Annotated in this window: 21 protein-coding genes and 4 tRNA genes; 8 read left to right on the top strand and 17 right to left on the bottom strand. The window is 42.9% G+C overall.

Going from position 1 to position 22926, the window contains the following annotated elements; all coding sequences use genetic code 11:
- Nucleotides 1-129 precede the first annotated feature (129 nt).
- From FB6_RS12035 to tpiA, 10 genes are all read right to left on the bottom strand, one after another.
- Nucleotides 130-537, bottom strand: a complete 408-nt coding sequence (locus FB6_RS12035) for a ribosome-binding factor A (RefSeq protein ID WP_174560221.1) — start codon at nucleotides 535-537, stop codon at nucleotides 130-132.
- The gene (infB, locus tag FB6_RS12040; RefSeq protein WP_174560222.1) at nucleotides 537-3236 is read right to left on the bottom strand and encodes a translation initiation factor IF-2; all 2700 of its coding nucleotides are present in this window, start codon (nucleotides 3234-3236) and stop codon (nucleotides 537-539) included. The genes FB6_RS12035 and infB overlap by 1 nt, the downstream gene beginning before the upstream one ends.
- A 10-nt stretch (nucleotides 3237-3246) precedes the next feature.
- Nucleotides 3247-4731 (bottom strand): transcription termination factor NusA, encoded by a 1485-nt coding sequence (nusA, locus tag FB6_RS12045; protein WP_174560223.1) that lies wholly within the window; start codon nucleotides 4729-4731, stop codon nucleotides 3247-3249.
- A 39-nt stretch (nucleotides 4732-4770) separates the two neighbouring features.
- Complete coding sequence (rimP, locus tag FB6_RS12050; protein ID WP_174560224.1) at nucleotides 4771-5295, bottom strand: ribosome maturation factor RimP; 525 nt, start codon at nucleotides 5293-5295, stop codon at nucleotides 4771-4773.
- A 210-nt stretch (nucleotides 5296-5505) separates the two neighbouring features.
- A tRNA-Met gene (locus FB6_RS12055) sits at nucleotides 5506-5582 on the bottom strand.
- Between the two features lie 90 nt (nucleotides 5583-5672).
- Nucleotides 5673-5749, bottom strand: a tRNA-Met gene (locus tag FB6_RS12060).
- 75 nt (nucleotides 5750-5824) lie between these two features.
- Nucleotides 5825-5901: transfer RNA gene (locus tag FB6_RS12065), tRNA-Met, on the bottom strand.
- Between the two features lie 46 nt (nucleotides 5902-5947).
- A tRNA-Leu gene (locus tag FB6_RS12070) sits at nucleotides 5948-6032 on the bottom strand.
- A 53-nt stretch (nucleotides 6033-6085) separates the two neighbouring features.
- Nucleotides 6086-6415, bottom strand: a complete 330-nt coding sequence (gene secG, locus FB6_RS12075) for a preprotein translocase subunit SecG (RefSeq protein ID WP_174560225.1) — start codon at nucleotides 6413-6415, stop codon at nucleotides 6086-6088.
- 13 nt (nucleotides 6416-6428) lie between these two features.
- The gene (tpiA, locus tag FB6_RS12080) at nucleotides 6429-7220 is read right to left on the bottom strand and encodes a triose-phosphate isomerase (protein WP_174560226.1); all 792 of its coding nucleotides are present in this window, start codon (nucleotides 7218-7220) and stop codon (nucleotides 6429-6431) included.
- 268 nt (nucleotides 7221-7488) lie between these two features.
- Between tpiA and pilB the strand changes: the two genes are divergently transcribed.
- Genes pilB through coaE form a run of 4 tightly spaced genes read left to right on the top strand, consistent with a single transcriptional unit; the run spans nucleotide 7489 to nucleotide 11920 of the window.
- Nucleotides 7489-9201 (top strand): type IV-A pilus assembly ATPase PilB, encoded by a 1713-nt coding sequence (gene pilB / locus FB6_RS12085; RefSeq protein ID WP_174560227.1) that lies wholly within the window; start codon nucleotides 7489-7491, stop codon nucleotides 9199-9201.
- A gap of 28 nt (nucleotides 9202-9229) precedes the next feature.
- Entirely contained in the window at nucleotides 9230-10456 is a 1227-nt protein-coding gene (locus FB6_RS12090; protein ID WP_174560228.1) for a type II secretion system F family protein, read from the top strand.
- Nucleotides 10456-11316 carry a prepilin peptidase gene (locus tag FB6_RS16665; protein ID WP_174560229.1) on the top strand — a complete coding sequence of 287 codons (861 nt, stop codon included), beginning with the start codon at nucleotides 10456-10458 and terminating at the stop codon, nucleotides 11314-11316. Before FB6_RS12090 ends, FB6_RS16665 begins: the two co-directional genes overlap by 1 nt.
- Before the next feature lie 13 nt (nucleotides 11317-11329).
- Nucleotides 11330-11920, top strand: coding sequence for a dephospho-CoA kinase (gene coaE / locus FB6_RS12100; RefSeq protein WP_174560230.1), 591 nt, complete (start codon nucleotides 11330-11332; stop codon nucleotides 11918-11920).
- A 19-nt stretch (nucleotides 11921-11939) separates the two neighbouring features.
- Here coaE and FB6_RS12105 read toward each other — a convergent pair whose 3' ends face one another.
- The 3 genes from FB6_RS12105 to FB6_RS12115 all read right to left on the bottom strand — a co-directional run bounded on the left by FB6_RS12105 (nucleotide 11940) and on the right by FB6_RS12115 (nucleotide 14096).
- Complete coding sequence (locus tag FB6_RS12105; RefSeq protein ID WP_174560231.1) at nucleotides 11940-12857, bottom strand: DMT family transporter; 918 nt, start codon at nucleotides 12855-12857, stop codon at nucleotides 11940-11942.
- A 34-nt stretch (nucleotides 12858-12891) separates the two neighbouring features.
- Nucleotides 12892-13641, bottom strand: coding sequence for a 23S rRNA (guanosine(2251)-2'-O)-methyltransferase RlmB (gene rlmB / locus FB6_RS12110; protein WP_174560232.1), 750 nt, complete (start codon nucleotides 13639-13641; stop codon nucleotides 12892-12894).
- A gap of 131 nt (nucleotides 13642-13772) precedes the next feature.
- Nucleotides 13773-14096 (bottom strand): pyrimidine/purine nucleoside phosphorylase, encoded by a 324-nt coding sequence (locus FB6_RS12115; protein WP_174560233.1) that lies wholly within the window; start codon nucleotides 14094-14096, stop codon nucleotides 13773-13775.
- 530 nt (nucleotides 14097-14626) lie between these two features.
- On the opposite strand from FB6_RS12115, the gene recN reads away from it, so the two are divergent.
- The 3 genes from recN (at nucleotide 14627) to ruvX (ending at nucleotide 17395) form a co-directional block, all read left to right on the top strand.
- On the top strand, nucleotides 14627-16288 hold the full coding sequence (recN, locus tag FB6_RS12120; RefSeq protein WP_174560234.1) for a DNA repair protein RecN: 1662 nt from the start codon (nucleotides 14627-14629) through the stop codon (nucleotides 16286-16288).
- 116 nt (nucleotides 16289-16404) lie between these two features.
- Nucleotides 16405-16959 carry a YqgE/AlgH family protein gene (locus FB6_RS12125; RefSeq protein WP_174560235.1) on the top strand — a complete coding sequence of 185 codons (555 nt, stop codon included), beginning with the start codon at nucleotides 16405-16407 and terminating at the stop codon, nucleotides 16957-16959.
- On the top strand, nucleotides 16952-17395 hold the full coding sequence (ruvX, locus tag FB6_RS12130) for a Holliday junction resolvase RuvX (protein WP_174560236.1): 444 nt from the start codon (nucleotides 16952-16954) through the stop codon (nucleotides 17393-17395). Before FB6_RS12125 ends, ruvX begins: the two co-directional genes overlap by 8 nt.
- Nucleotides 17396-17447: 52 nt before the next feature.
- On the opposite strand, the gene FB6_RS12135 is transcribed toward ruvX, so the two are convergent.
- From FB6_RS12135 to FB6_RS12145, 3 genes are read right to left on the bottom strand one after another with little or no spacing between them, the layout of a single operon-like run.
- On the bottom strand, nucleotides 17448-18458 hold the full coding sequence (locus FB6_RS12135) for an HlyD family secretion protein (protein ID WP_174560237.1): 1011 nt from the start codon (nucleotides 18456-18458) through the stop codon (nucleotides 17448-17450).
- 40 nt (nucleotides 18459-18498) lie between these two features.
- Entirely contained in the window at nucleotides 18499-18705 is a 207-nt protein-coding gene (locus FB6_RS12140) for a DUF1656 domain-containing protein (RefSeq protein ID WP_174560238.1), read from the bottom strand.
- Between the two features lies 1 nt (nucleotide 18706).
- A complete protein-coding gene (locus FB6_RS12145; RefSeq protein WP_174560239.1) occupies nucleotides 18707-20788 on the bottom strand; it encodes an FUSC family protein in 2082 nt (693 codons plus the stop codon).
- Between the two features lie 478 nt (nucleotides 20789-21266).
- Here FB6_RS12145 and FB6_RS12150 point away from each other — a divergent pair, with 478 nt between their 5' ends.
- Nucleotides 21267-22040 (top strand): IclR family transcriptional regulator, encoded by a 774-nt coding sequence (locus FB6_RS12150; protein WP_174560240.1) that lies wholly within the window; start codon nucleotides 21267-21269, stop codon nucleotides 22038-22040.
- Between the two features lie 205 nt (nucleotides 22041-22245).
- On the opposite strand, the gene FB6_RS12155 is transcribed toward FB6_RS12150, so the two are convergent.
- On the bottom strand, nucleotides 22246-22878 hold the full coding sequence (locus FB6_RS12155) for an alpha-ketoglutarate-dependent dioxygenase AlkB family protein (RefSeq protein ID WP_174560241.1): 633 nt from the start codon (nucleotides 22876-22878) through the stop codon (nucleotides 22246-22248).
- Between the last annotated feature and the right edge of the window lie 48 nt (nucleotides 22879-22926).

Below are 22926 nucleotides of genomic sequence, written 5' to 3' on the forward strand. Positions count from 1 at the left end.
TCAAGCCTGTTAAGTGGCGTGTAAATTAGTTATATAAATAAGTGATTGAAAGAAATAATGAAAGTATAAGATCACTAAAAGTAATCGAAATAAAAAAAGCCACCCGAAGGTGGCTTTTCTTTTTAGTGATTATTCATCATCTTTTTTTGCATCATCAGCAGGAGGTAAGTCCTTGACTGCTTCTGCAATCAGACCAAACATATAGTTGCCATATGCATTGGTTTTGTCGTAATGGAAACGCAAACGAGGTGTTATACGCGTCTTGATACGACGACTGAGTTCGTGGCGCAAGAAACCAGAGGCTTTATTCAAAACCTCTAAAGTGTCTTTGTTTGCAGCTTCGCTTTGCTCATCGCCAAGCTCACGACCCATCACCGTTACATAAACTTCGGCATATCCTAAATCTGGGCTAACTTTCACCGCAGAGATGGTCACTAGACCACCTAAGCGTGGATCTTTCAGCTCCTGACGGATCAACTCGGACAACTCGCGTTGTACGGTATCCCCCATGCGCTTAAGACGTTGACTACCCGCCATTAAAGACTCCGTTTAATCAATTGAACATCATACACTTCAATCTTATCTTGAGGTTTGATGTCTTTATAGCCTTTCACCGCAAGACCACATTCCATACCGGCGCGAACTTCTTCAACCACTTCTTTATAGCGACGAAGAGATTCAAGCTCACCTTGGAAGATCACCACATCTTCACGCAATACGCGAATCGGTTTGTTACGGTGTAATACACCTTCAAGCACCATACAGCCTGCAGCCGCACCGAATTTGCTTGAGTGGAATACTTCACGTACTTCAGCAACACCCAGAATTGTTTCACGATGCTCAGGAGCCAACTTACCGCTCATTGCTGCTTTCACGTCATCAATCAATTCATAAATGACAGAGTAGTAACGGATGTCGATACCATCAGCATCAGCTTTTTGACGTGCAGTGTTATCAGCACGTACGTTAAAGCCTAGAAGTACAGCCTCTGAAGATTCAGCCAGTGTCACGTCAGATTCAGTGATTGCACCTACGCCTGAACCAATAATACGAACTTTAACTTCATCAGTTGCCAAGTCAGCAAGTGCAACGTGTAACGCTTCCAAAGTACCACGTACATCTGTTTTCAATACAACGTTGACGATAGGCACATCTTTCTTGCCCATAGACGCCATAAGGTTTTCAAGACGCATTGCAGATTGACGCTCAAGACGTTTTTGACGTTCACGGTCACCACGAGCATCAGCAACTTCACGTGCTTTTTTCTCGTCATTCACAACCAGAACTTCATCACCCGCCATTGGCGCATCAGGAAGACCTAAAATTTCTACAGGAATTGAAGGACCCGCTGATTTAATACGTTTACCGTTTTCATCAGTCATGGCACGAACACGACCGTATGATGCACCGGCAAGAACCAGGTCACCTACATTCAATGTACCATTTTGAACAAGAATCGAAGTGACTGCACCACGGCCTTTGTCCACACGCGCTTCAATAACGACACCTTGTGCAGCACCTTCTTCAGATGCTTTTAATTCAAGAAGTTCTGCTTGAATTGAAATCAGGTCTAGAAGTTCATCGATCCCCATACCAGAGTGCGCTGAAACCATCGCCACTGGAACATCACCGCCCCATTGTTCAGGCACGATTTCTTTAGTGGTCAATTCATTCAATACACGATCTGGATCTGCAGATTCTTTATCCATTTTGTTGATAGCAACAATAATTGGTGTACCTGCGGCACGAGCATGATCAATTGCTTCAGCAGTTTGCGGCATGACACCATCATCTGCAGCAACGACCAGAACCACGATATCAGTCGCTTTGGCACCACGTGAACGCATTGCCGTAAATGCTGCGTGTCCCGGGGTATCCAGGAAGGTAATAATACCTTTATCAGTTTTCACATGATAAGCACCAATGTGCTGTGTGATACCGCCAGCTTCGCCTGCAGCCACTTTTGTACGACGGATACGGTCAAGCAGAGATGTTTTACCATGGTCAACGTGACCCATAATCGTCACAACTGGTGGACGGGTCGTTTGCTCACCACGTGCTTCTTCAGCTGCTTCAAGCAAGGTATCTTCTGTTTGGGTATCAGAAACAAGAACCGGATTATGGCCCATTTCTTCAACTACAAGCGCAGCAATTTCCTGGTCAATGGCTTGGTTCTGAGTGACAAGCTCGCCCATTTTCATGAGTGATTTGATAACTTCGCGAACTTTAACTGCCATTTTTTGCGCAAGATCTGCTACAACAATTGTGGCACCAATTTCAACATCATAAACTTGTTTTTTAACAGGTTTTTCAAAACCATGCTTATTGGCCTGACTGGTTTTCAAACCACGTTTATGCTGGTTATGGCTGAAAGATTGCTCTTCCTGACCACGACGGCCACCTTTCTTCGGTGCACGTGCACTGGTGGTGTTGCCACCACGTTTAATTTCACGGTCTTCTTTGGCAAATGAATCTTCATAAGCCTGACCAACCAGACCGGCTGCAAGCGGAGAATCATCAATCACACGAATGGTAGTTGTAGTCTCTTCAGAAGAATACTTAGAAGCCATCTGACGCATTTGTTCAAGCGTACGTTGTTGTGCTTCTTCAGCCGATTTACGACGTGCTGCTTCTTCAACTGCTTTCAATTGTGCAGCTTGCGCTTCACGAGCTTTCTTTTGCTCTGGAGTTTCAGTCACTTTAACCGCTTGTTTCACAATCGGCTTGTTGGTTGACTTACGTTTTACCACAACAGCAGCTTTAGGTACTTCTTGCTTAGCTGTTTCCTGCTTCGCTGCAGCACGCATTGCTTCTAAAGCCTGTTTTGCTTTAGATACGCCTTGCTTAGGCTCTTCAGCTGTCGCTTTAGGCTCAGCTTCACGTGTATTTTGCTCAGCTTGTGCTTTGGCTAAAGCTTCAGCTTTAATTTGCTCTGGGTCAGGCTTCACAAATGTATGCTTTTTACGCACTTCTACATTAATGGTTTTGGCCTTACCTGATGTACTTGCCACTTTAGCAGTACCGGTTGTTTTACGTTTCAACGTGATTTTTCCTGCATGCCCATCATCCTGACCATGAACTTTCTTCAAATGGTTGACAAGGGTATTTTGTTGTTCAGTGGAAATAATATCTTCAGCTTTACGTTGCGGTAAACCTGCGTCACGAACCTGCTCTAGGAGCTTCTCAACGGGACGATCCACGCTAAGCGCTAACTCTTTAATCGACTTGTCCGTCATATATTTCCTCCTAGTTAAACCATGATTCGCGCGCTTTCATAATAAGTTGACCAGCTTTTTCCGCACCTAAACCTTCAATATCAGCGATATCATCAGTGGCTTGGTCAGCTAAATCATCTACGGTTACCACACCGCGAGCAGCAAGTGCATACGCGATTTCCTGTGTCATCCCTTGCATTGCAACAAGTTCAGCACTTGGTTCCTGAATGTTTTCTTGTTGTTTTAAAGCATCTGCCAATGTAATTTCTTTCGCACGGCTTTGCAATAATTCAACAGTTTCAGCATCTAGCTCGATTTCATCGAATGTTTCAGCTGGCACATAAGCAATCTCTTCCAAAGAAGTAAAGCCCATTTCAACCAAAGCCATTGCCAAATCTTCGTCAATATCAAGACGGGTAACAAACATATCCAGATATTGTTGAGCTTCGTTTTGTTGACGCGCGTAGAATTCCTCTTCGAGCATCATATCCAGTTTGTAGCCTGTCAATTCAGAGGCTAAACGGACATTTTGACCTTGCGAGCCAATCGCACGTGCCAACTGATCGCTTGCTGCGAAAATGATGTCTGCGCTGTGCACATCTTCATCAATCACAATACTGGATACATCAGCAGGTTCTAAAGCGCTGGCGATGTACTGTGCCGGATCATCAGACCACACCACCACATCAATACGTTCACCATTCAGCTCTGACTGAACCGCTTGGATACGTGTACCACGCATACCAATACATGCACCGACTGGATCAATACGGTGATCGTTGGTTTTCACCGCGATTTTAGCACGAACACCCGGTTGGCGTGCAGCTGCTTTAATTTCGATGATTTCTTCAGAAATTTCAGGAATTTCTTTTTTCATCAAGGCAATCAGCATTTCAGGACGTGAACGTGACAATAACAGTTGCGCACCACGGCCTTCACGATTCACGCTATATAAAATCGCGTTCACACGTTGCTTAGGACGAAGAATTTCCTTAGGAATCATTTCTTCACGTGCCAGATAAGCTTCAGCATTGTCACCTAAGTCAATAATGAAACCATCTTTGGTTTGTTTTTTCACTTCACCGTAAATGAGCTCACCAACTTTAGATTCGTAGGCATCTGCAATTAGCGCACGTTCAGCTTCACGAATTTTTTGCACAATGACCTGTTTGGCAATTTGTGCTGCAATTCGACCGAAGTCAATCGATTCCACTTCAAGTTCACGAATATCGCCAATCGACCATTTTGCAGGATCTACATCAGAGATGGCATCCTGACATGCCGGCATTTCGTGATCTTCATCGGCAACCACTTCCCATTGACGGAAAGTACGGTAATCGCCAGTTTTACGATCGATTTCCACACGTAAACGTGCTTCTTCCGAGTTTGTGCCTTCGTAAAATTTCTTTTTAGTCGCAGCAACTAAAGCTTGTTCAAGTGCTTCAAAAATTGCATCACGACTTACACCTTTTTCGTTACTAACCGTTTCTACTACGGTAAGAATTTCACGTGCCATAAGTCACCTATTCGTTCAGATTCTTATTTATTGGATAAATTAATCTTGGTAAATCAAATTTGCTTTGTCGATATTATGACTATCGATTTCAAGGACCTGTTGCTTCTCGACTTCCACTTGAATCATTTCATTCTCAAGGTCTACTGCAACCAGTTTCGCTTGAAATTTACGGCGGTTATCTACAGCACTAATCAGGCGTAATGCAACCTGCTGCCCAATATAGGCTGGCATCTGCTCAAGTTGAAAGAATGGACGATCCCAGCCAGGAGAAGAGACTTCTAGTGAATATTCACCTGAAATTGGGTCATGCACGTCAAGCATGGCACCCACTTGCTGCGTTACGCGAACACAGTCTTGTACACCAATTCCGCGACCTTGCTCAAGCTCCCCATCTTCATTGATGACAGGTTGCTCATTGCTTTCATCTGCTTTATCAATATAGATACGTAATAAAGAACGCTTGCCTTGAGGAAGAAATTCGATTCCCCAAAGATCTACATTGCATGCTTGCACTGCAGGAGCGATTAAGTCTTGGAGTGCTTGAGTTTTATTTGATAGCTTCATTTACTCTCGTCAATTGTGCGATTCAATGGTCACGATGACCGGTTCAGACCAACTCAACTATATTAGTAGTGAAACATGACGATTTGACCATTTTAAATGTCGACACTACACGATAGCCAATAAAAAAGGGCGTAATCGCCCCTATTTACACAGAAAAACCAAAGTCCACTGTGCAAAAAGGCCCACCTTTTTGTGAGCCTTTTAGAAACTTGGTAGCGGGAGCTGGATTTGAACCAACGACCTTCGGGTTATGAGCCCGACGAGCTACCAGACTGCTCCATCCCGCATCAACGTGCAAAAATTATATACAAATAGGAACCATTTTTCAATCTAAATCGTTTCTACTTGCCTTGATTAAGTTGCACCTTAATCAAAAGTGGTAGCGGGAGCTGGATTTGAACCAACGACCTTCGGGTTATGAGCCCGACGAGCTACCAGACTGCTCCATCCCGCATCAACATTGCAAAAAATTATCTCACCTTTCACTATCAAGGTGCTTATTTTAGTTTGCATCTAAAACAAGATTGATTGGTAGCGGGAGCTGGATTTGAACCAACGACCTTCGGGTTATGAGCCCGACGAGCTACCAGACTGCTCCATCCCGCATCAACAGATTTGCTGCTCACACCAACTTATGTTCTGGATTATAAGTTGGTGCGGAAGGGGGGACTTGAACCCCCACGCCCGAAAGCACTACCACCTCAAGGTAGCGTGTCTACCAATTCCACCACCACCGCAGCTGTGACGCATTCTAGTCGGATCAGGTACAAAAGGAAAGAACTAAATAAATTTATTCGCCTGTTTTCGGTGCAACTGGTGAAGTTTCAGTCGAATTTGCCGGTGCAGGCGTTGTTGTCTGCACCGATTTTAAGCTATAAGCATCTGTAGTTTGTTTTTTGGCAAACACGGCTAAAGTCAGGCTGGTGACAAAAAACAAAGCGGTTAAAATTGCAGTTAAACGGGTTAAAAAATTCGCTGAACCTGAAGCACCAAAAACGGTTGCAGCACCACCGCCACCAAATGACGCACCTGCATCTGCGCCTTTACCATGTTGTACCAGAATCAATACAATCATTAAAATGGCTAAGATAATATGTACTACCAGCACAAAAGTTTGCATGCTGAACTCCTAATTATTTTGTATTTGCAAAAGCCTGAGCAATTTTATAGAACGACTCTGCATTTAAAGATGCACCACCAACCAGCGCACCGTTAATATCTGGACAGGCTGCCAACTCTACTGCATTTTCAGCTTTAACACTACCACCATACAAAATGGCAATGCTTGACCCAAAGGCGGTAATTTGGGTTAAACCTTCACGAATTTTTGCATGCATGGCTTGTGCATCTGCTGGAGAAGCGGTTTTACCTGTACCAATTGCCCAGATCGGCTCATAAGCCACCACAACATTTTTCCACTGCTCGGCTTGTACAACCGCAGCAATATCGCAAATCTGTTGCAACACCACCTGTTCAGCCTGACCATTTTCACGCTGTTCCAGACTTTCACCGACACAATAAATAATAGTTAAACCCGCATTTAATGCGTTTTTAACTTTTTCATTTAAGACCTGAACAGTTTCACCAAAAATCTCGCGACGTTCTGAATGACCAATCAGTACAAAATTGATTTGATGATCTTTCAGCAGTTCAGCACTCACCTCACCGGTATATGCTCCTGTTCCTGAAATACGTGATACATTTTGTGCCACGGTATATACAGGTCGAACGGCGCTTGTTAATTCCGTCTGAACACTGCTCAAAGCCAGCATGGTCGGCGCAATTCCTAAATAACAATCTTGTTCTTTAATTTCATTATTTTGCAATAATTTTTTAAAATCATTGAGTAATGATTTTGCATCCGCCTGCATTGGGTTCATTTTCCAATTGCCGACAACCCAAGGAGTAATAGTCGAACCCGACATACAGTAACCTATTAAAAACAATTCATTAAACCGCGCATATTCTACACGGAATTTCGTTTTTTTTAGATAATTTTCATCTTGCTTTTTTATGACTTTGTTCTTTTTCAAGATATATTCAAAAAACTTTAGGTTGTAATTACGACTGGTTCAAAGTTTTATCTGATATTAAGTAGATGACAACACTTTAAGATATGGTATTTTTATATAACAAAAGTATAATTTAACGATACCAATTATAAACAAATTGATTGAGCAGGCATACTAAAGCATGACAGCATTACAAGGTTCACCAAGATTCACAGGTTTTATTCGACGTTTAGTTGAAGATGGCTTAGTTTCTGCTGAAAAAATGCAGGCTGCTATTTCGAATGCAAAAAAGGCCAATCAAGATATTGTTCCTTTCCTGATTGATCAACTTAAACTTTCGTCTCTCGATATTGCTGAAAAAATTTCGCAAGAATTTGGTGAGCCTCTATTTGATCTGAGTGTTTATGATTCTGCACAGATTATTCGTGAAGGCATTGACGATAAACTGGTTCTCAAACATCGTATTTTACCCATTTTTAAGCGTGGTAATTTACTCTATGTTGCCACCAGCAATCCTACTAATATAGATGCAATGGATGCGATCCGTTTCAATAGTAAAATGAATATTGAAGCGATTATTGTAGAACATCAAAAATTAGAAAAACTGATTGAACAGAATTTTGCTGAAGCAGACTCCTTTGAATTTTCTGATGATGATATCGACTTAAACCTGGAACAGGAAGATTTATCAGCTAAAGATGAAGACGATAATGAACAACAGGCTGACGAAGCACCAATTGTTAAGTATATTAATAAGTTATTGATTGATGCCATTCGTATGGGCGCATCCGACTTACATTTTGAACCCTATGAAAAATCATATCGTGTCCGTTATCGGATTGATGGGGTTCTACGTCAAATTGCCAATCCACCCTTGCAACTGGCAACACGCTTGGCTTCACGCCTAAAAGTTATGTCGCAAATGGATATTTCTGAAAAGCGACTACCTCAAGATGGACGGATTAAGCTCAAACTGTCAAAAACCAAAGCCATCGACTTTCGTGTCAACTCATTGCCTACCCTATTTGGTGAAAAACTGGTGCTGCGTATTTTAGATCCATCCAGTGCCATGCTTGGTATTGATGCATTGGGTTATGAACCAGCACAAAAAGAATTGTTTATGCAGGCGCTGGAAAAACCGCAAGGTATGCTGCTAATTACGGGTCCAACTGGTTCGGGTAAAACCGTATCACTTTATACAGGTTTAAATATTCTAAATCGTGAAGATACCAATATCTCTACGGCTGAGGATCCTGTAGAAATTAACTTGGAAGGCATTAATCAGGTCAATGTCAATGCTAAAGTCGGCTTAACCTTCTCAGCTGCGCTAAAATCATTCTTACGTCAAGATCCAGATATTGTCATGGTCGGTGAGATTCGAGATTTGGAAACTGCAGAAATTGCTGTGAAAGCAGCACAAACCGGTCATATGGTAATGTCCACATTACATACCAACAGTGCGCCTGAAACCTTGACCCGTTTACGTAATATGGGGGTTCCTTCATTTAATATTGCCACCTCGGTAAACTTGGTGATTGCGCAACGTTTGGCACGTCGTTTATGCTCTCAATGTAAAATACCTGCTGAAATTCCGGAGCCAAGTTTATTAGAAATGGGCTTTACTGAAGAAGATCTGAAGCAGGAAGATTTTCAGGTTTATCAGCCCGTAGGCTGTTCTGAATGTCGTGAAGGTTATAAAGGTCGTGTCGGTATTTATGAAGTCATGAAAGTAACACCTGAAATTTCGAAAATTATTATGGAAGATGGCAATGCACTTGAAATTGCAGCAGCATCTGAAAAATCGGGGTTTAATAATTTACGCCGTTCAGGATTAATCAAGGTTATGCAGGGGGTGACTTCGCTTCAGGAAGTCAATCGCGTGACCAGTGAATAGATTGAAAATTTAAAATAAGGATAAACGCATGGCTGTCAAAAAAGCACAGATGATGCCTATCTTCAGTTATGAAGGTATTGATCGCAAAGGGGAAAAACTTAAAGGCGAATTACCTGCACGTAATATGGCACTGGCTAAAGTGACTTTACGTAAGCAAGGAATCACCATTAAAACCATTCGAGAAAAAAGAAAAAATATTCTTGAAGGTTTCATGAAAAAGAAAGTCTCTACTCTCGATATCACGATTTTTACCCGCCAGCTCGCAACAATGATGAAAGCAGGTGTGCCATTGGTACAAAGTTTTGAAATTGTGGCTGAAGGTCTGGAAAATCCATCCATGCGTGAAGTGGTGCTTGGCATTAAAGGTGAAGTCGAAGGCGGTAATACCTTTGCTGGTGCGCTCCGAAAATATCCGCAATATTTTGACAATCTGTTTTGTTCATTGGTGGAATCTGGTGAACAGTCAGGTGCGCTAGAAACCATGCTAGATCGCGTCGCCATTTATAAAGAGAAAAGCGAACTTTTAAAGCAAAAAATTAAAAAAGCCATGAAATATCCAATGGCCGTTATCGTGGTTGCGGTAATTGTGACCATTATTTTGATGGTTAAAGTCGTCCCCGTATTCCAGGATCTATTTACATCCTTTGGCGCAGATTTACCAGCTTTCACCAAAATAGTAGTCAATATGTCTGACTGGATGCAGAAATACTGGTTTATTATGATTATTGCAGTGGGTGCTATTATTGCTGGCTTTATGGAAGCCAAAAAGCGTAGTAAAAAATTTCGTGATTTTCTGGATAAAGCAGCCCTTAGAGCCCCTATTTTTGGTGACTTGGTCTATAAGGCAATTATTGCCCGTTATAGCCGTACCCTAGCCACCACATTTGCTGCTGGTGTTCCTTTAATCGATGCTTTGGAATCCACTGCTGGTGCAACCAATAATGTCGTCTATGAAGAAGCTGTACTAAAAATCCGCGATGATGTTGCCACTGGTCAACAACTACAATTTGCCATGCGTGTCACCAATAAGTTTCCCTCTATGGCGATTCAAATGGTTGCTATTGGAGAAGAATCTGGTGCATTAGATGCCATGCTGGATAAAGTCGCTACACATTTTGAAAATGAAGTTGACAATGCAGTAGATGGTTTAACCTCGATGATGGAACCCCTCATTATGGCCGTGCTTGGGGTACTGGTCGGTGGACTTGTAATTGCTATGTATCTTCCAATTTTCCAAATGGGTTCTGTCATTTAATGCACGATTTCATTTCTTATTTTATGATTAACCCAACTGCACTCTATATTGCAGTTGGACTTTTTAGTCTCTGTATCGGCAGTTTTTTAAATGTGGTGATTTACCGTACGCCTAAAATGATGGAACAAGAATGGCGTCAAGACTGCCAATTCTTACTGCATCCGGAACAGGCTATTATTGATGAAACAAAATTTACCCTCAGTAAACCGGATTCAACCTGTCCAAACTGTCACACCCCCATTCGCTGGTACCAGAATATCCCTGTGATCAGTTGGCTGGCTTTACGCGGTAAATGTGGTGCTTGCAAAAATCCAATCAGTATTCGTTATCCGCTGATTGAATTGTTGACTGCAATCTGTTCCCTGATCATTGTGGCAATCTTTGGCCCGACCCTACAAATGCTGTTTGGTTTAGTCCTTACCTGGGTGCTAATTGCACTCACCTTTATTGATTTTGATACTCAACTTCTACCTGACCGTTATACCTTAACCTTGGCAGCACTAGGTCTGGCGATCAACAGTTATGGCCTTTATACCACTCCAACATCTGCTATATGGGGCTATATCATTGGCTTCCTATGTTTGTGGATTGTGTATTACCTGTTTAAGATAATTACTGGTAAGGAAGGTATGGGCTATGGAGATTTCAAACTTCTTGCGGCCCTAGGTGCCTGGATGGGCCCATTGATGCTTCCATTGATTGTGTTACTGTCTTCCTTAGTCGGTGCGATCATTGGCATCATTTTGCTTAAAATTCGTAAAGAGAATCAGCCTTTTGCCTTTGGTCCTTATATTGCGATTGCCGGCTGGATTGCATTTATCTGGGGCGAGCAAATTATGAAAATCTATTTAGGTCATTAATACAGGTATTTTTATGACGTTCATTTTGGGTTTAACCGGTGGAATTGGCAGTGGTAAATCTGCTGCAAGTGCTTGGTTTGAAACCCAAGGGATCACGGTAGTCGATGCTGATATTGTGGCACGTGAAATTGTTGCCAAAGGACAACCTGCCTTAGAACAGATTCAAGCAGCTTTTGGAGATTGGGTGCTCTTAGACAATGGCGAGCTAAATCGCCAAGCTTTACGTGAACATATTTTTAAAGATCCGGGTGCACGTAAAGTTTTAGAAAGTATTACCCATCCGGCAATTCGTGCGTCCATTATCCAGCAGCTTCAAGCAGCGACCAGCCCCTATGTGATTCTGGTTTCTCCGCTACTATTTGAAACCAACCAGCACGAACTGACCAATCATACCCTGCTGATTGATGCTTCGATTGATTTGCAGATTCAACGGGCTGCCATGCGTGATCATCAGTCCGTTGAACAAATTGAAAAAATTATTCAGGCTCAGATGTCACGTGAGCAAAAGCGTAGTCTTGCGGACGATATTGTGCTGAATGATGGACATCTTGACCATCTCTACACTCATTTAAAGCCACTGCATGAAGCTTATTTAAAACGCTAAAATTAAAAAAAGCAGTCGGTTAAGACTGCTTTTTTTGTTGCTCGATTTGCTGCTGCAAACTGTCTTGATGGCTGAGCCAGCGCCACGGCTGCAAAGCACCAATCGCCATGCCAATCAGGCCACAAATAATCGCCAGACTTAGAGGTTCACCTAAAAGTGGTACAGCCAGAATTGCCGCCATAAATGGAGCCAAAGTGACAATACTTCCTGTCTTAAATGCCCCCAGACGTTTAATTGCTTCCACATAAGTCAGTGTAGCGACAATCACTACAAAAATGCCGTGAAAAATAACCTGTACCAGCAAATGCATAGGCGTAGGTTCAGTCAGATGTTTGGGTAAAAATAGCAAATAAATCGGCACATAGATGATCGCAGACCAGATAGCTACCCCTGCCATAGAATGCCAGGCTGAAAGTTTCCATTGGCGTAACAAGACAGTAAATACGCCCCACCATATTGCACTCAGGAAAAATAGCATGTCACCAAAACCAAAGGCGACACCGGTTTCCCGGTACATCAGGAAGCTCATGGCAGCAATCGCGGTCAGCATAATCACCAAACTGATCCGGATATGCTTATCAAAAGGTTCTTTAAATAACACAAATGCGGCCAAGGCTGTACACAGCGGAATACAACCATTCAGAAAAATGGCTGCATGTGCTGCAGGGACATAATGAAAGGCGCTATATGAAGTCAGGCAATATGCCACCCCACCAATCATTGCCAGTAGAAAAGGCTCTTTTTTCCATAAAAAAGCAGTGTCTTTTTTATAGATCAAGATCGGCATCAAAATACAAAATGCCAGTGCAAAACGCAAGGCGGTTATATCCCAGGCACTAATTCCCCACTGGGCATTCAGACGAGAGGTAATGGTAAATCCGCCCCAAATACACATGGTAATGGCGACATACAGATAACCTTGAGACCGGGGCGACATAGCAGACAACTTTTAAATATGAAGGAGAATAAAATTACACGTTACGTTGGCGACACGCTTCATACAGTGCCATACCTGTTGCCACACTGACATTCAAACTCTGCAAGTTTCCTGCCATCGGGATATACACCGTCTGATCACATTGTGACTGGGTAATCGGACGTAAGCCGGTGTCTTCAGCCCCCATCACCACACACACTGCCGTACCGGTAAAATCAAATTTATCGAGTGGTAAGGCTTTTTCATCCAGCATGGTACCCACCACACGCACATTAAATTCATCTTTGATATTCCCCAAAGTACGTGCCAGATTGGTCACCTGAATAAACTTCACTTTTTCTGCACCACCAGCAGCCACTTTACGTGCTGTCGGCGTCAAGCTGGCAGAACGGTCACGGGACACCACTACCGCTTCCACCCCCATCGCCGCAGCTGTACGAATGCAGGCGCCTAAATTGTGAGGATCAGTCACTTGGTCTAGTGCCAGTAACAGTGCTTGAGGGTTCTGTTTCAATACTGTATCCAGATCCTGTTCATTCAATACCGGATGCGGACGGACGGCAGCCACAACTCCCTGATGAAAAGGCTGGCCTGCCAGTTTTTCCAGTTTGTCACGGCTGGCTTGTTGTACACTAATCCCAAACGGTTCAGCCAGAGCCAATACGTTTTTCAAACGCTGGTCATCACGGCCTTTCAAGGTAAATAAAGTCAGTACGCGCTCAGGCTCGAGTTCCAATAATGACTCCACTGAGTGAACGCCATAATAATATTCTGGTTTTGCCATGAACGGCCTCTAAAATCTATGGTGACAATGCAAAAAGAAAAATCCTGCAAAGCAGGCTTTACAGGATTAATGCTTGAATCTAGTTTAACCGATTCAGGTTAAAATTTCTTTGTCTTATCCAGGACGAATACTTAGCCTTCGAAATGGCAGACATAATCGAGCACTTCATCGGTCTCGATTTTAAAGCGACTGTTACCTGGCACATAAAAAGATTGACCGGCACGGAACAATTCACTTTCCGATTTGTCACCGATTTGCACACGACATTCACCTGAAATAATTTCCATACGTTCAGGCACATGCGTTTGAAAGGTCAAGGCCTGTTCAGTTGGCAAAATCACCCCTAAGGTTTTTTTGGTGCCATCTTCAAACTGCACGGTATGACTGATACACAAGCCATCGAAATAAACATTCGACTTTTTGACAACCGAAACATGATCAAACTGATTTGACATGCGTATTCTCCAGATAATGCGCATTTATAATTTTTGCTCGAGCTAGTTTAAAGCTGAGCTTGCAACTAATCAATCGCTGTTTCATCCAGCTAAATCAATATTTTTCAAATTTTTACAAATATTGCTTCGCAGGCTAAAGAGAAAATCTGACGAGTTGCGCAGAACCTCCAGCGACTGGAGAATTATACGCACAAATCGGTTTTAATGTTGCCCCGACCAAAGGCGAATAGCATGAGCCACAATTGATTCAGTTTTCAAATCAACTTTCAATCCTGAACAATAGTTCATCCAATTCCAACTTTTCAGAATGCAATGAATATGCAGCTCAAATTGCCTATCTTTTATAACAAGCAAACAGCAATTTATTGATGGAAAATTTTATTAGCTATTTTAATGTGCAAGTTTCATTTTCCTTGGCCTTATAAGGTAAGATATTGATGTTTTAAGTCCTTTTAAAATAAAAGCTGTCTTGTGACCAAAACAAAATTTGACTATCTTAGATTAAAACTTTTCGCAGCTTGGATGCGTTTATGCTGACACATTTAACTCTGATCAATTTCGCTTTAGCAGATCACTTAGCCATTGATATTGAACAAGGTTTCAATGTCCTGACGGGTGAAACCGGCGCAGGTAAATCGTTATTACTGGATGCCTTGTCTGCTTGTCTAGGTGAACGCACCGATACCAATTATGTGCGTTTTGGTTCAGATAAAGCCGATGTGACGGCCATTTTTAGTTATCAGGATCAAAGTCCGGAAGCAGAGTGGCTAAAAGCACATGAGTTGGATGATGAGTCAGGTGAAATTCATTTAAGACGGGTTATTTTTGCCACAGGTCGGAGCAAAGCCTGGATTAATGGTCGTCCAAGTAGTTTATCTGAACTAAAAGAAATTGGCCGTCTACTGGTGCAACTGTATAGTCAGCACAGTCAGCAGCAACTGTTAGAACCGCCCTATCCCAAGCACTGGCTCGACCGTTACAGCAACTTTTATCAGCCGGCACAAGACGTCCGCGATGCCTATAGCACCTGGCAAAAAGATATTCGTCAGCATCAGGCGGCACTGGATGCACAGGCCACCCGCAAACAGCGTATTGAAACTTTAGAGTTGCAGCTGGAAGAACTCGAAGACATCACCCAGATTGACTATAAAGAGATTGAACAGGAATTTGACCGTCTCAGCCATCATGAACATATCATGCTGGACTGCGGCTACAGTTTAAATGTACTCGATGAAGCCGAGCAGAATCTGACTCAGGAACTGTCATCGATTATTCGCCGTCTGGAATCGCATGCCGGTCGTAGTGAGCAGCTGGCGGAAATCTACAATTCACTGATCAATGCACAAAGTGAAATGGATGATGCAACGGCAAATCTGCGCCAGTTTATCGATCGTCAAAGTTTCGATCCTGAACGCATGGAAGAACTGAATTCACAACTGGAAGTCTTCCACCGTTTAGCCCGTAAATACCGTACTCAACCGGAAAGTTTGAAAGAAGAATATCAGGCTTGGCAGGCTGAACTGGAACAGTTGCATCAACTGGAAGACCCGGAAACTCTGGCCGAACAGGTAGAATTGTCGCATCAGCAATTTTTAACTAAAGCCCAATATCTGGATGAAATTCGCCGTGAAGCCGCCGTACCTTTGGCCAAACAACTAACCGAACAGGTCAAGCAACTGGCTTTGCCGGAAGCCTATTTTGAATTCAAGTTTGAGCCGTTAGAACAAATCGGTGCCGAAGGACTGAGCTTTATTCAACTGCTGTTTACCGCCAATAAGGGTATACCACCGCAGCCGTTGGCTCGCGTGGCATCCGGAGGTGAACTGTCGCGTATTGCCTTGGTCATGCAAGTGATGAATGCGGAAAAAACCGAATCGGAAGTGCTGGTGTTTGATGAAATTGATGTCGGGATCAGTGGTGGAACGGCTGAAATGGTCGGCCGTTTGCTGGCTGACTTGGCCCAACATGTACAGATTTTATGTATTACCCATCAGGCCCAAGTGGCAGCACAATCCGACCAGCATCTGCTGGTGAAAAAACGTCAGACCGATCCGGCCAGCAGCACCATTATCAACCTTGCAGAAGAACAGCGCATTGATGAGCTGGCACGTATGACGGGTGGCGTCGAAATTAACGACACAACCCTGCAACATGCCAAACAGTTGCGCCAGCTGAAGTTTCAACAGGTATAAATTTGAGGTTTAAATCACAAAAAATAATTGGCGAAACTCAATTAGTTTAGTAAGTTGATTATATGCGCATGATTAATTTAATCAGCTTTTTTGAATTTTAAGGGGGAATGGCTAAGATGACTAAACAATATCTGACACATCGCTGTCTTATAGCACCTCCTGATTTGGGTGATGATTTTTTTGCTCATACCGTCATTTATTTGGCACGACATGATGAGGACGGCGCTCAAGGCATTATCATTAACCGTCCTTCAGGTCTTTCAATCAAAGAATTATTGAATGATCTTGAAATTGAAGCAGATAATGTTAATCCTCATGCAGTTTTGCAAGGTGGTCCTTTACGTCCTGAGGCAGGCTTTGTATTACATACGGGACAACCGACCTGGCATTCATCTATTGCCGTGGGTGAAAATGTCTGTATCACAACATCTAAAGATATCTTGGACGCCATTGCCCACAATGAAGGTGTGGGACGCTATCAGATTGCTTTAGGCTATGCCAGCTGGGGCAAAAACCAGCTGGAAGAAGAAATTGCCCGCGGTGATTGGCTGATCTGTGATTCAGATATGGATTTAATATTTAATTTACCTTATGACGACCGCTGGGACGCTGCCTATAAAAAGATGGGCGTAGACCGGACCTGGTTATCATCAGAGATTGGACATGCCTGATTTATCGCAACCTCACATGATTATGGCATTTGATTTTGGCACTCAGAAAATGGGCATGGCAGTCGGTCAATCGCTGATTGAAAGTGCAAATCCTCTCGCCCTTTTCCCCATGAAAGATGGAATTCCGAACTGGGATGCTTTACTGAAAATAGTCAAACAGTATCAACCCACCTTATTTTTGGTGGGCTTACCTTTAAATATGGATGATAGTGAGTCGGAACTTTCTGCACGTTCGCGCAAATTTGCCCGACGTTTACGCCATCAGACCAATATTGAAACCTTGATGGTAGATGAACGGCTGACCACCCGTGAGGCACGAGATGAACTGGATCATTATCAGGCTCAGGGACGTGCCAAGAAACTGGCAGCTGACAGTATTGCCGCGGCCTTATTCATCGAGAGCTGGTATCGCAATCCAGAGGGTGTAGCACCTTAAAGATAAAAAAGCATCCTTCAGGATGCTTTTTTTGAAATGAACAAGGGCTGAGTTAGGGCTGATCTTTTTTCAAAATATGTACAGTGGCGGTACGGCCTGCAACAAAGGCCAACTGGTTCTTCGGCATCTCATCAATCACAATTTTAACTGGAACACGTTGTGCTAGACGAACCCAACTAAAGGTTGGGTTTACATTGGCAAGTAGACCTGTGGTTGAGCTACGTTCACGGTCTTCAATCCCGGATGCCACCCCTTGTACATGACCTTTTAATTTTTGTGAATCACCCATCAACTGAATGGTAGCTGGCGCACCGACATAAATTTTGTCCAGTTTGGTTTCTTCAAAATAACCTACAATATATAGCTGCTGACGGTTTAACAGCGCAGCAACCGCCTGCCCTACTTTGACGTAATTCCCTTCCTGTAATTCAAAATTCGACAAGGTCCCATCAGCTGGTGCGACTACTTCGGAGCGATGCAGGTTCAATTCAGCCAAATGCAGATTACTAGTAGCCACTTCAATTAATGCTTTTTGCTGCCCAATGCTGGCTTTAGCCTGTTCAATCGCTGCAACCATCTGCTCATGTTCTGCATGGGACTGATCGCGAGTCGCAAACATCTGGTCTTGCTCTTGTTTTGAAATTGCACCATCCATCAAGTTGGAATAACGATTGGCATTTTTATCTGCCAGATTGATGTTGGCTTCAGATTTCACCACATTGGCTTTGGCTTGGGCCAATTGGGCTTCTGCAGCAGCCAGACCAGCTTTGGCTTTGGACACATCTGATCGGGCCTGTTCAACATCCAGCGCCTGACGAGCAACATCAATTTTAAACAGCACCTGACCTTTCTTGACCGCCTGGTTATCTTGTACCAATACTTCCGTTACCAATCCGGATACATCTGAAGATACCTGAATCACATCGCCACGCACACGGCCATCCCGTGTCCAGGGTTCTGAGTTGTAATAATTCCAGATATGCAGCAATGCCATGATTGCCAAGGCTGCGACCAGCAATAACAACACGGGTCGAATAAATTTGCGTAAATCTAGGGATGTCATAGTTGTTCAACCTTGTTCATTTCAAAAAAGAGACTGATACTTAGCCCAAGTACAGTGTAAAACCCCAATGCACCAACCACAGCAGCACAACAAAGAGACATAAATTAAAAATACTTGGCATGGCAATCCAGCCCTGCTCTACCAGACGGTCCGTCAACAGGTTCAGCACCCTCAAAATTGCATAAGCAAACATGGCCTGAATAATCAATATCGGGACATATACACCATATATATTCACTTCACCCACGCTATGCTCCTTTCCCGGCAGATTGTGCAGTGGCCGTCAAATTGACATGACATAGACTGCTTTGAATATTATTTAAAGAAATGTTTAAGCGCTGTACGGTATCTTGTTGCTCAATCGTTGCTGCTTCCGTTTGTAAGGCCTGAATTTTTTCCAGAATGGCATTTTTCAATACATCGCTGGCTTGACTGATTTCCTTGGCACGAAAATAGTCATCCAGCAGTTGTTGTAAATCTTCCAGTGTGATCAGGATCGGATGCTGTGCAGGCAGTTTATTCATTAATTCTTGCAGCCGGGTCAGATCAATCACCGCACTGGATTCAATCAAAGCCAACTGGATGTTTTTTTTCAAATGTTCTGACTGCACGACTTTGGTATTTAAGACCCCAATCCGGTCCAGCATACTGCGCAGATGAATACGGAATTGCACTCCATAAGGCAAATACAGGGCTTGCCGGATGGCCTTATAGTGCAAGGATAAAATACGTTGTGCGGTAATGTCCGGTGACATGGCCCGTACCAGATGGATGATATATACGGAAATAAGCGGCCCCAGAACAGTCCCAATTGAAGCATCAAAAAAGAACACCTGATCCAGACTATAGCGGTTCTGTAAATTCAGCCCCATCACCGTGCCCATCAACAAAGGCAAACCAATACCGGTCAACGGCGGATGCGGAAACAGCATCAAACAGTAGATAATAAAAGGTGCCAGCACCACCACCAGCTGCCAGAATGCAGTCACATGCGGGAAAATGCCATAGGCATAAATAAACACAATCACAGCAGCATACAAATTGGCGCGAATAAACATTTTTAAGGCCGGTACTGGATTGTCCATGGCAGTCAAAATACAGGCACTGATCGCGGCCATTTCCGCCATCATAAATCCTGCTTTCCAGCCACTCACAATCCAGAAGGATGTAGCCAGCAAAATCACCAGAAAAGCCGAAATCCCACCGCGTACAGCTACCCCATGATCACGGTGTAAATTGGGGTAGGTCGTGGTCAGCGGCGTGACACTTTCCGGTAATGAGGCATCCCCTTGCTGAATTCGCTGCCAGATCAATCTGATGGCCCGAATATTTTGGATAAAATGCCGAACGTCCATTTTCAGACTGCCTAAAATCACCTGCTGGGATGCCGGACTCATGGCCTGCAAACGGGCAAAATCCTCGTCAAAACCTTCAGGTAAACCATTCAGCTGGGTTTCATCAATGACATGTTCATCTTGCAAAAAATCTGCAATATGTACATGTATAGCCTGCAGTTGCTCACGATAAGCAGTATCGAGCAGATCCAGCTGTTTAACCCGCTCGGCCATGGCCACCAGATTGGCAATCAGCATGGTCATTTGATGCAACATTTCTTGCAAAGGTTTGGTCATCCCCTGTAGGGCTGACTTTTCATAGGACAAATGCACTGCCATGACATGAATTTCAGCAATATCACGGGTAATCTGCGCCAGCATGTTGTTGTAATTTTTCAGCTGACTGGAATCCAGTAAAATCTGGTGAAATAAAGATTTGGTATCTTTAAAAGTTTTGCTGACCCGGGTTTTTACCGCAGGCCCAATATGCATGGGAAATAATGTCGTGGTGACAATAGCGCTACATAGCACACCAATCGTAATTTCCATAAACCGGCCGATGGCCATGTCAAAAATAGAAACGGTGTCAATAAAATAAATAATATTGTAGCAAATAATGACTGCGGTATATCCCGCCAACATGGATACATAACTGCGCGGTGTCCGGTCTAGCAGGGAAATATACAGACAGACCGCGACCCAGCTCGCCAAAAACAGGGTAAATAACCACGGCGTGTTGATCAAAAGTGGCGTGACCACAATAGAAACAATCGCGCCCAACAAAGTCCCCAACACCCGATAAATACTTTTTGACGATGTCATCCCGGAATAGGGATTGGCAATGACAAAGACCGTGCCGATCGCCCAAATGGGATACGCCAGATTTAAAGAAAAGGCCACATAAAGTGCCAATATGCCTGCCAGAAAAGTTTTAATCGCAAAAATCCAGTCCATTTTGTTGGGACGAAATGCGAGTAATTGTTTGGTTAGCAGCATCGACGTATCTCAAATTCGGGTTTAAGACTTCACCGCACTAATTTTTAAAGACGACTCAACTGCATGATATGCCTTTAAGGCACATCGAGCAAAAAATATACATGCCTAAACATGTCATTAGATATGATCGTCATTCAAAACAAATGGAGAAGTTTTCGCATCCTATGTTTATGCGAAATAAAATAGAAAAATTCCTTAACCAGAAAGGTTAAAAATTCATCATTGGATATTTATTTTGTATATTTTTGCAAACTACTTACATTAAGTCAATTAAAATATCTCATTATGATAATTTAACCAATATTATTAAAAAACATAGATTATATAGCCCTGAAATTTCTCATTACTTTTATTAAATCTTGTTAATCTGCTGGCAAAGATTAGATTACTCCAACAAAAGCTCTCCTCTGGCTATTTTTTTGTTATAAAGTAATGCTTATTCCTTTTTGTTTTATATGCTTTGACCAAGCAGGTACTTATGGCACTTTCTAGTTTTGGTAAGATTCTCACCGTTTTGGATCTCTTTTCGGTATCTCGCCCAATCATTAATGTGGATATCATTAGTGAAGAATTAGGCCTTTCTAAACCGACTAGCTACCGTTATTTAAAAGAATTGGTTTCGACAGAATTATTACAACGCCTGAGCGGGACCTCAGGTGACTATACCCTGGGTTCTAAAATTGCAGTCCTAGATTATATTTCCCGAACCACCGATCCTTTGGTGCAAATTAGCATTCCATTTATGCAGCAAATTGTAGAGCGAACCGAATTTTGCTGTCTGCTGACCCATTTAAACCGTGATTCATGTATCGATATTCATCATGAATTATTTAAAGATGTGACCTTGCTGTCTTATGGCCGGGGTTGCCCACGTCCTGTATTTGTCGGCTCATCGCCTAAAGTAATCATGTCCTATTTACCCAAACAGGGTATTTTGGACTATTACCAGCGTTTCTCAGCCGAACTTTCAGAAGTGGATTTTGCCGAAAGTGAAGAAAAATTCTTACTGAAAATGAAGCAGATCAAGAAACAGGGCTATTATTATTCCAGTGGTGAACTTGATCCCAATGTGTCTGGCTTATCAGTTCCGATCAAGTTTTCTGCTAAAGAACCCCCATTGGCATTGACCTTACTGGCTTCAAAAAACCGCTTTGAATTTGTCAATCTGCAAAAACTGATCGAAATTCTGCAAGAAAATGCGGCATTGATTGAGAAAAAATTTGCTGAACTGTCTGAAGAAGACGAAGCTTAAAATTCAATAATAATCAATCCAGTATCATTTTATGCGAAATAAAAGATATTTTATGGTTGTAATACCCATCTTATTCTCATAATATGATTATTGTTCTTCAGCATCCATTATTCCATGATAATCCGGTGCTTGGCTAAAAGCCTAACCTCAGACTTAAATCAGCTCATCACAGTATGGGCTTTTTTTATGCCTTCAAGGCAGATATTTACAGCTTTTCATAGGGATAAAAATAGCGAAAGGTGAGATTCACCCGTGGCTGAATAATCTTGCTGGATTTCATTAAGGCATGTTTCCAGTACTGCTGCGTGTTGCCGCACATCACAATCAATTGTCCGCTCTGTAACAGCAGATCAACTTTTTGCTGCGTGGTTTTATGCTTAAAACTGAATTTTCGGGTCGCGCCAAAACTTAACGAGGCGATCACGGTTTCTAAACCGGCTTTCGACACCAAGGCCGGTTCATCATCACTATGCCAACCCACGCCTTGGGTGCCATTTTCATACAAATTGGCCAGACAAGAATTGAAGGAATACCCCACCAGCTTTTCAATGTGCTGCTTTAAACGAAATAATCCGGGTGTCCACTGCTGTGCCTGTTTAAAGGTACCCGAATAATGATATGGGTAGTTTTCGTCGCCATACCAGGCGACTTTGCGCTCGGTTTGATAATAACGCCCATGCAAAATCACTTCGTCATGTTGCCAGGCCAAACGGGTTAAAAAATAATGTAAATACTGCTCACTTTGTTCCGGTGTGAGAATCAGACCAAAATCCTGAACCACCCCATCATAAGGCAATAGATTGGCCTGAGCTTCCGGCTCAAATAATTCAAAGTTCATGGTTAAACATATAGCTCAGATTAAATTTTATTTTAGCGAAATGTGATG

Origin of the sequence: Acinetobacter bouvetii, assembly GCF_902753875.1 — a bacterium.
Taxonomy (GTDB): domain Bacteria; phylum Pseudomonadota; class Gammaproteobacteria; order Pseudomonadales; family Moraxellaceae; genus Acinetobacter; species Acinetobacter bouvetii_A.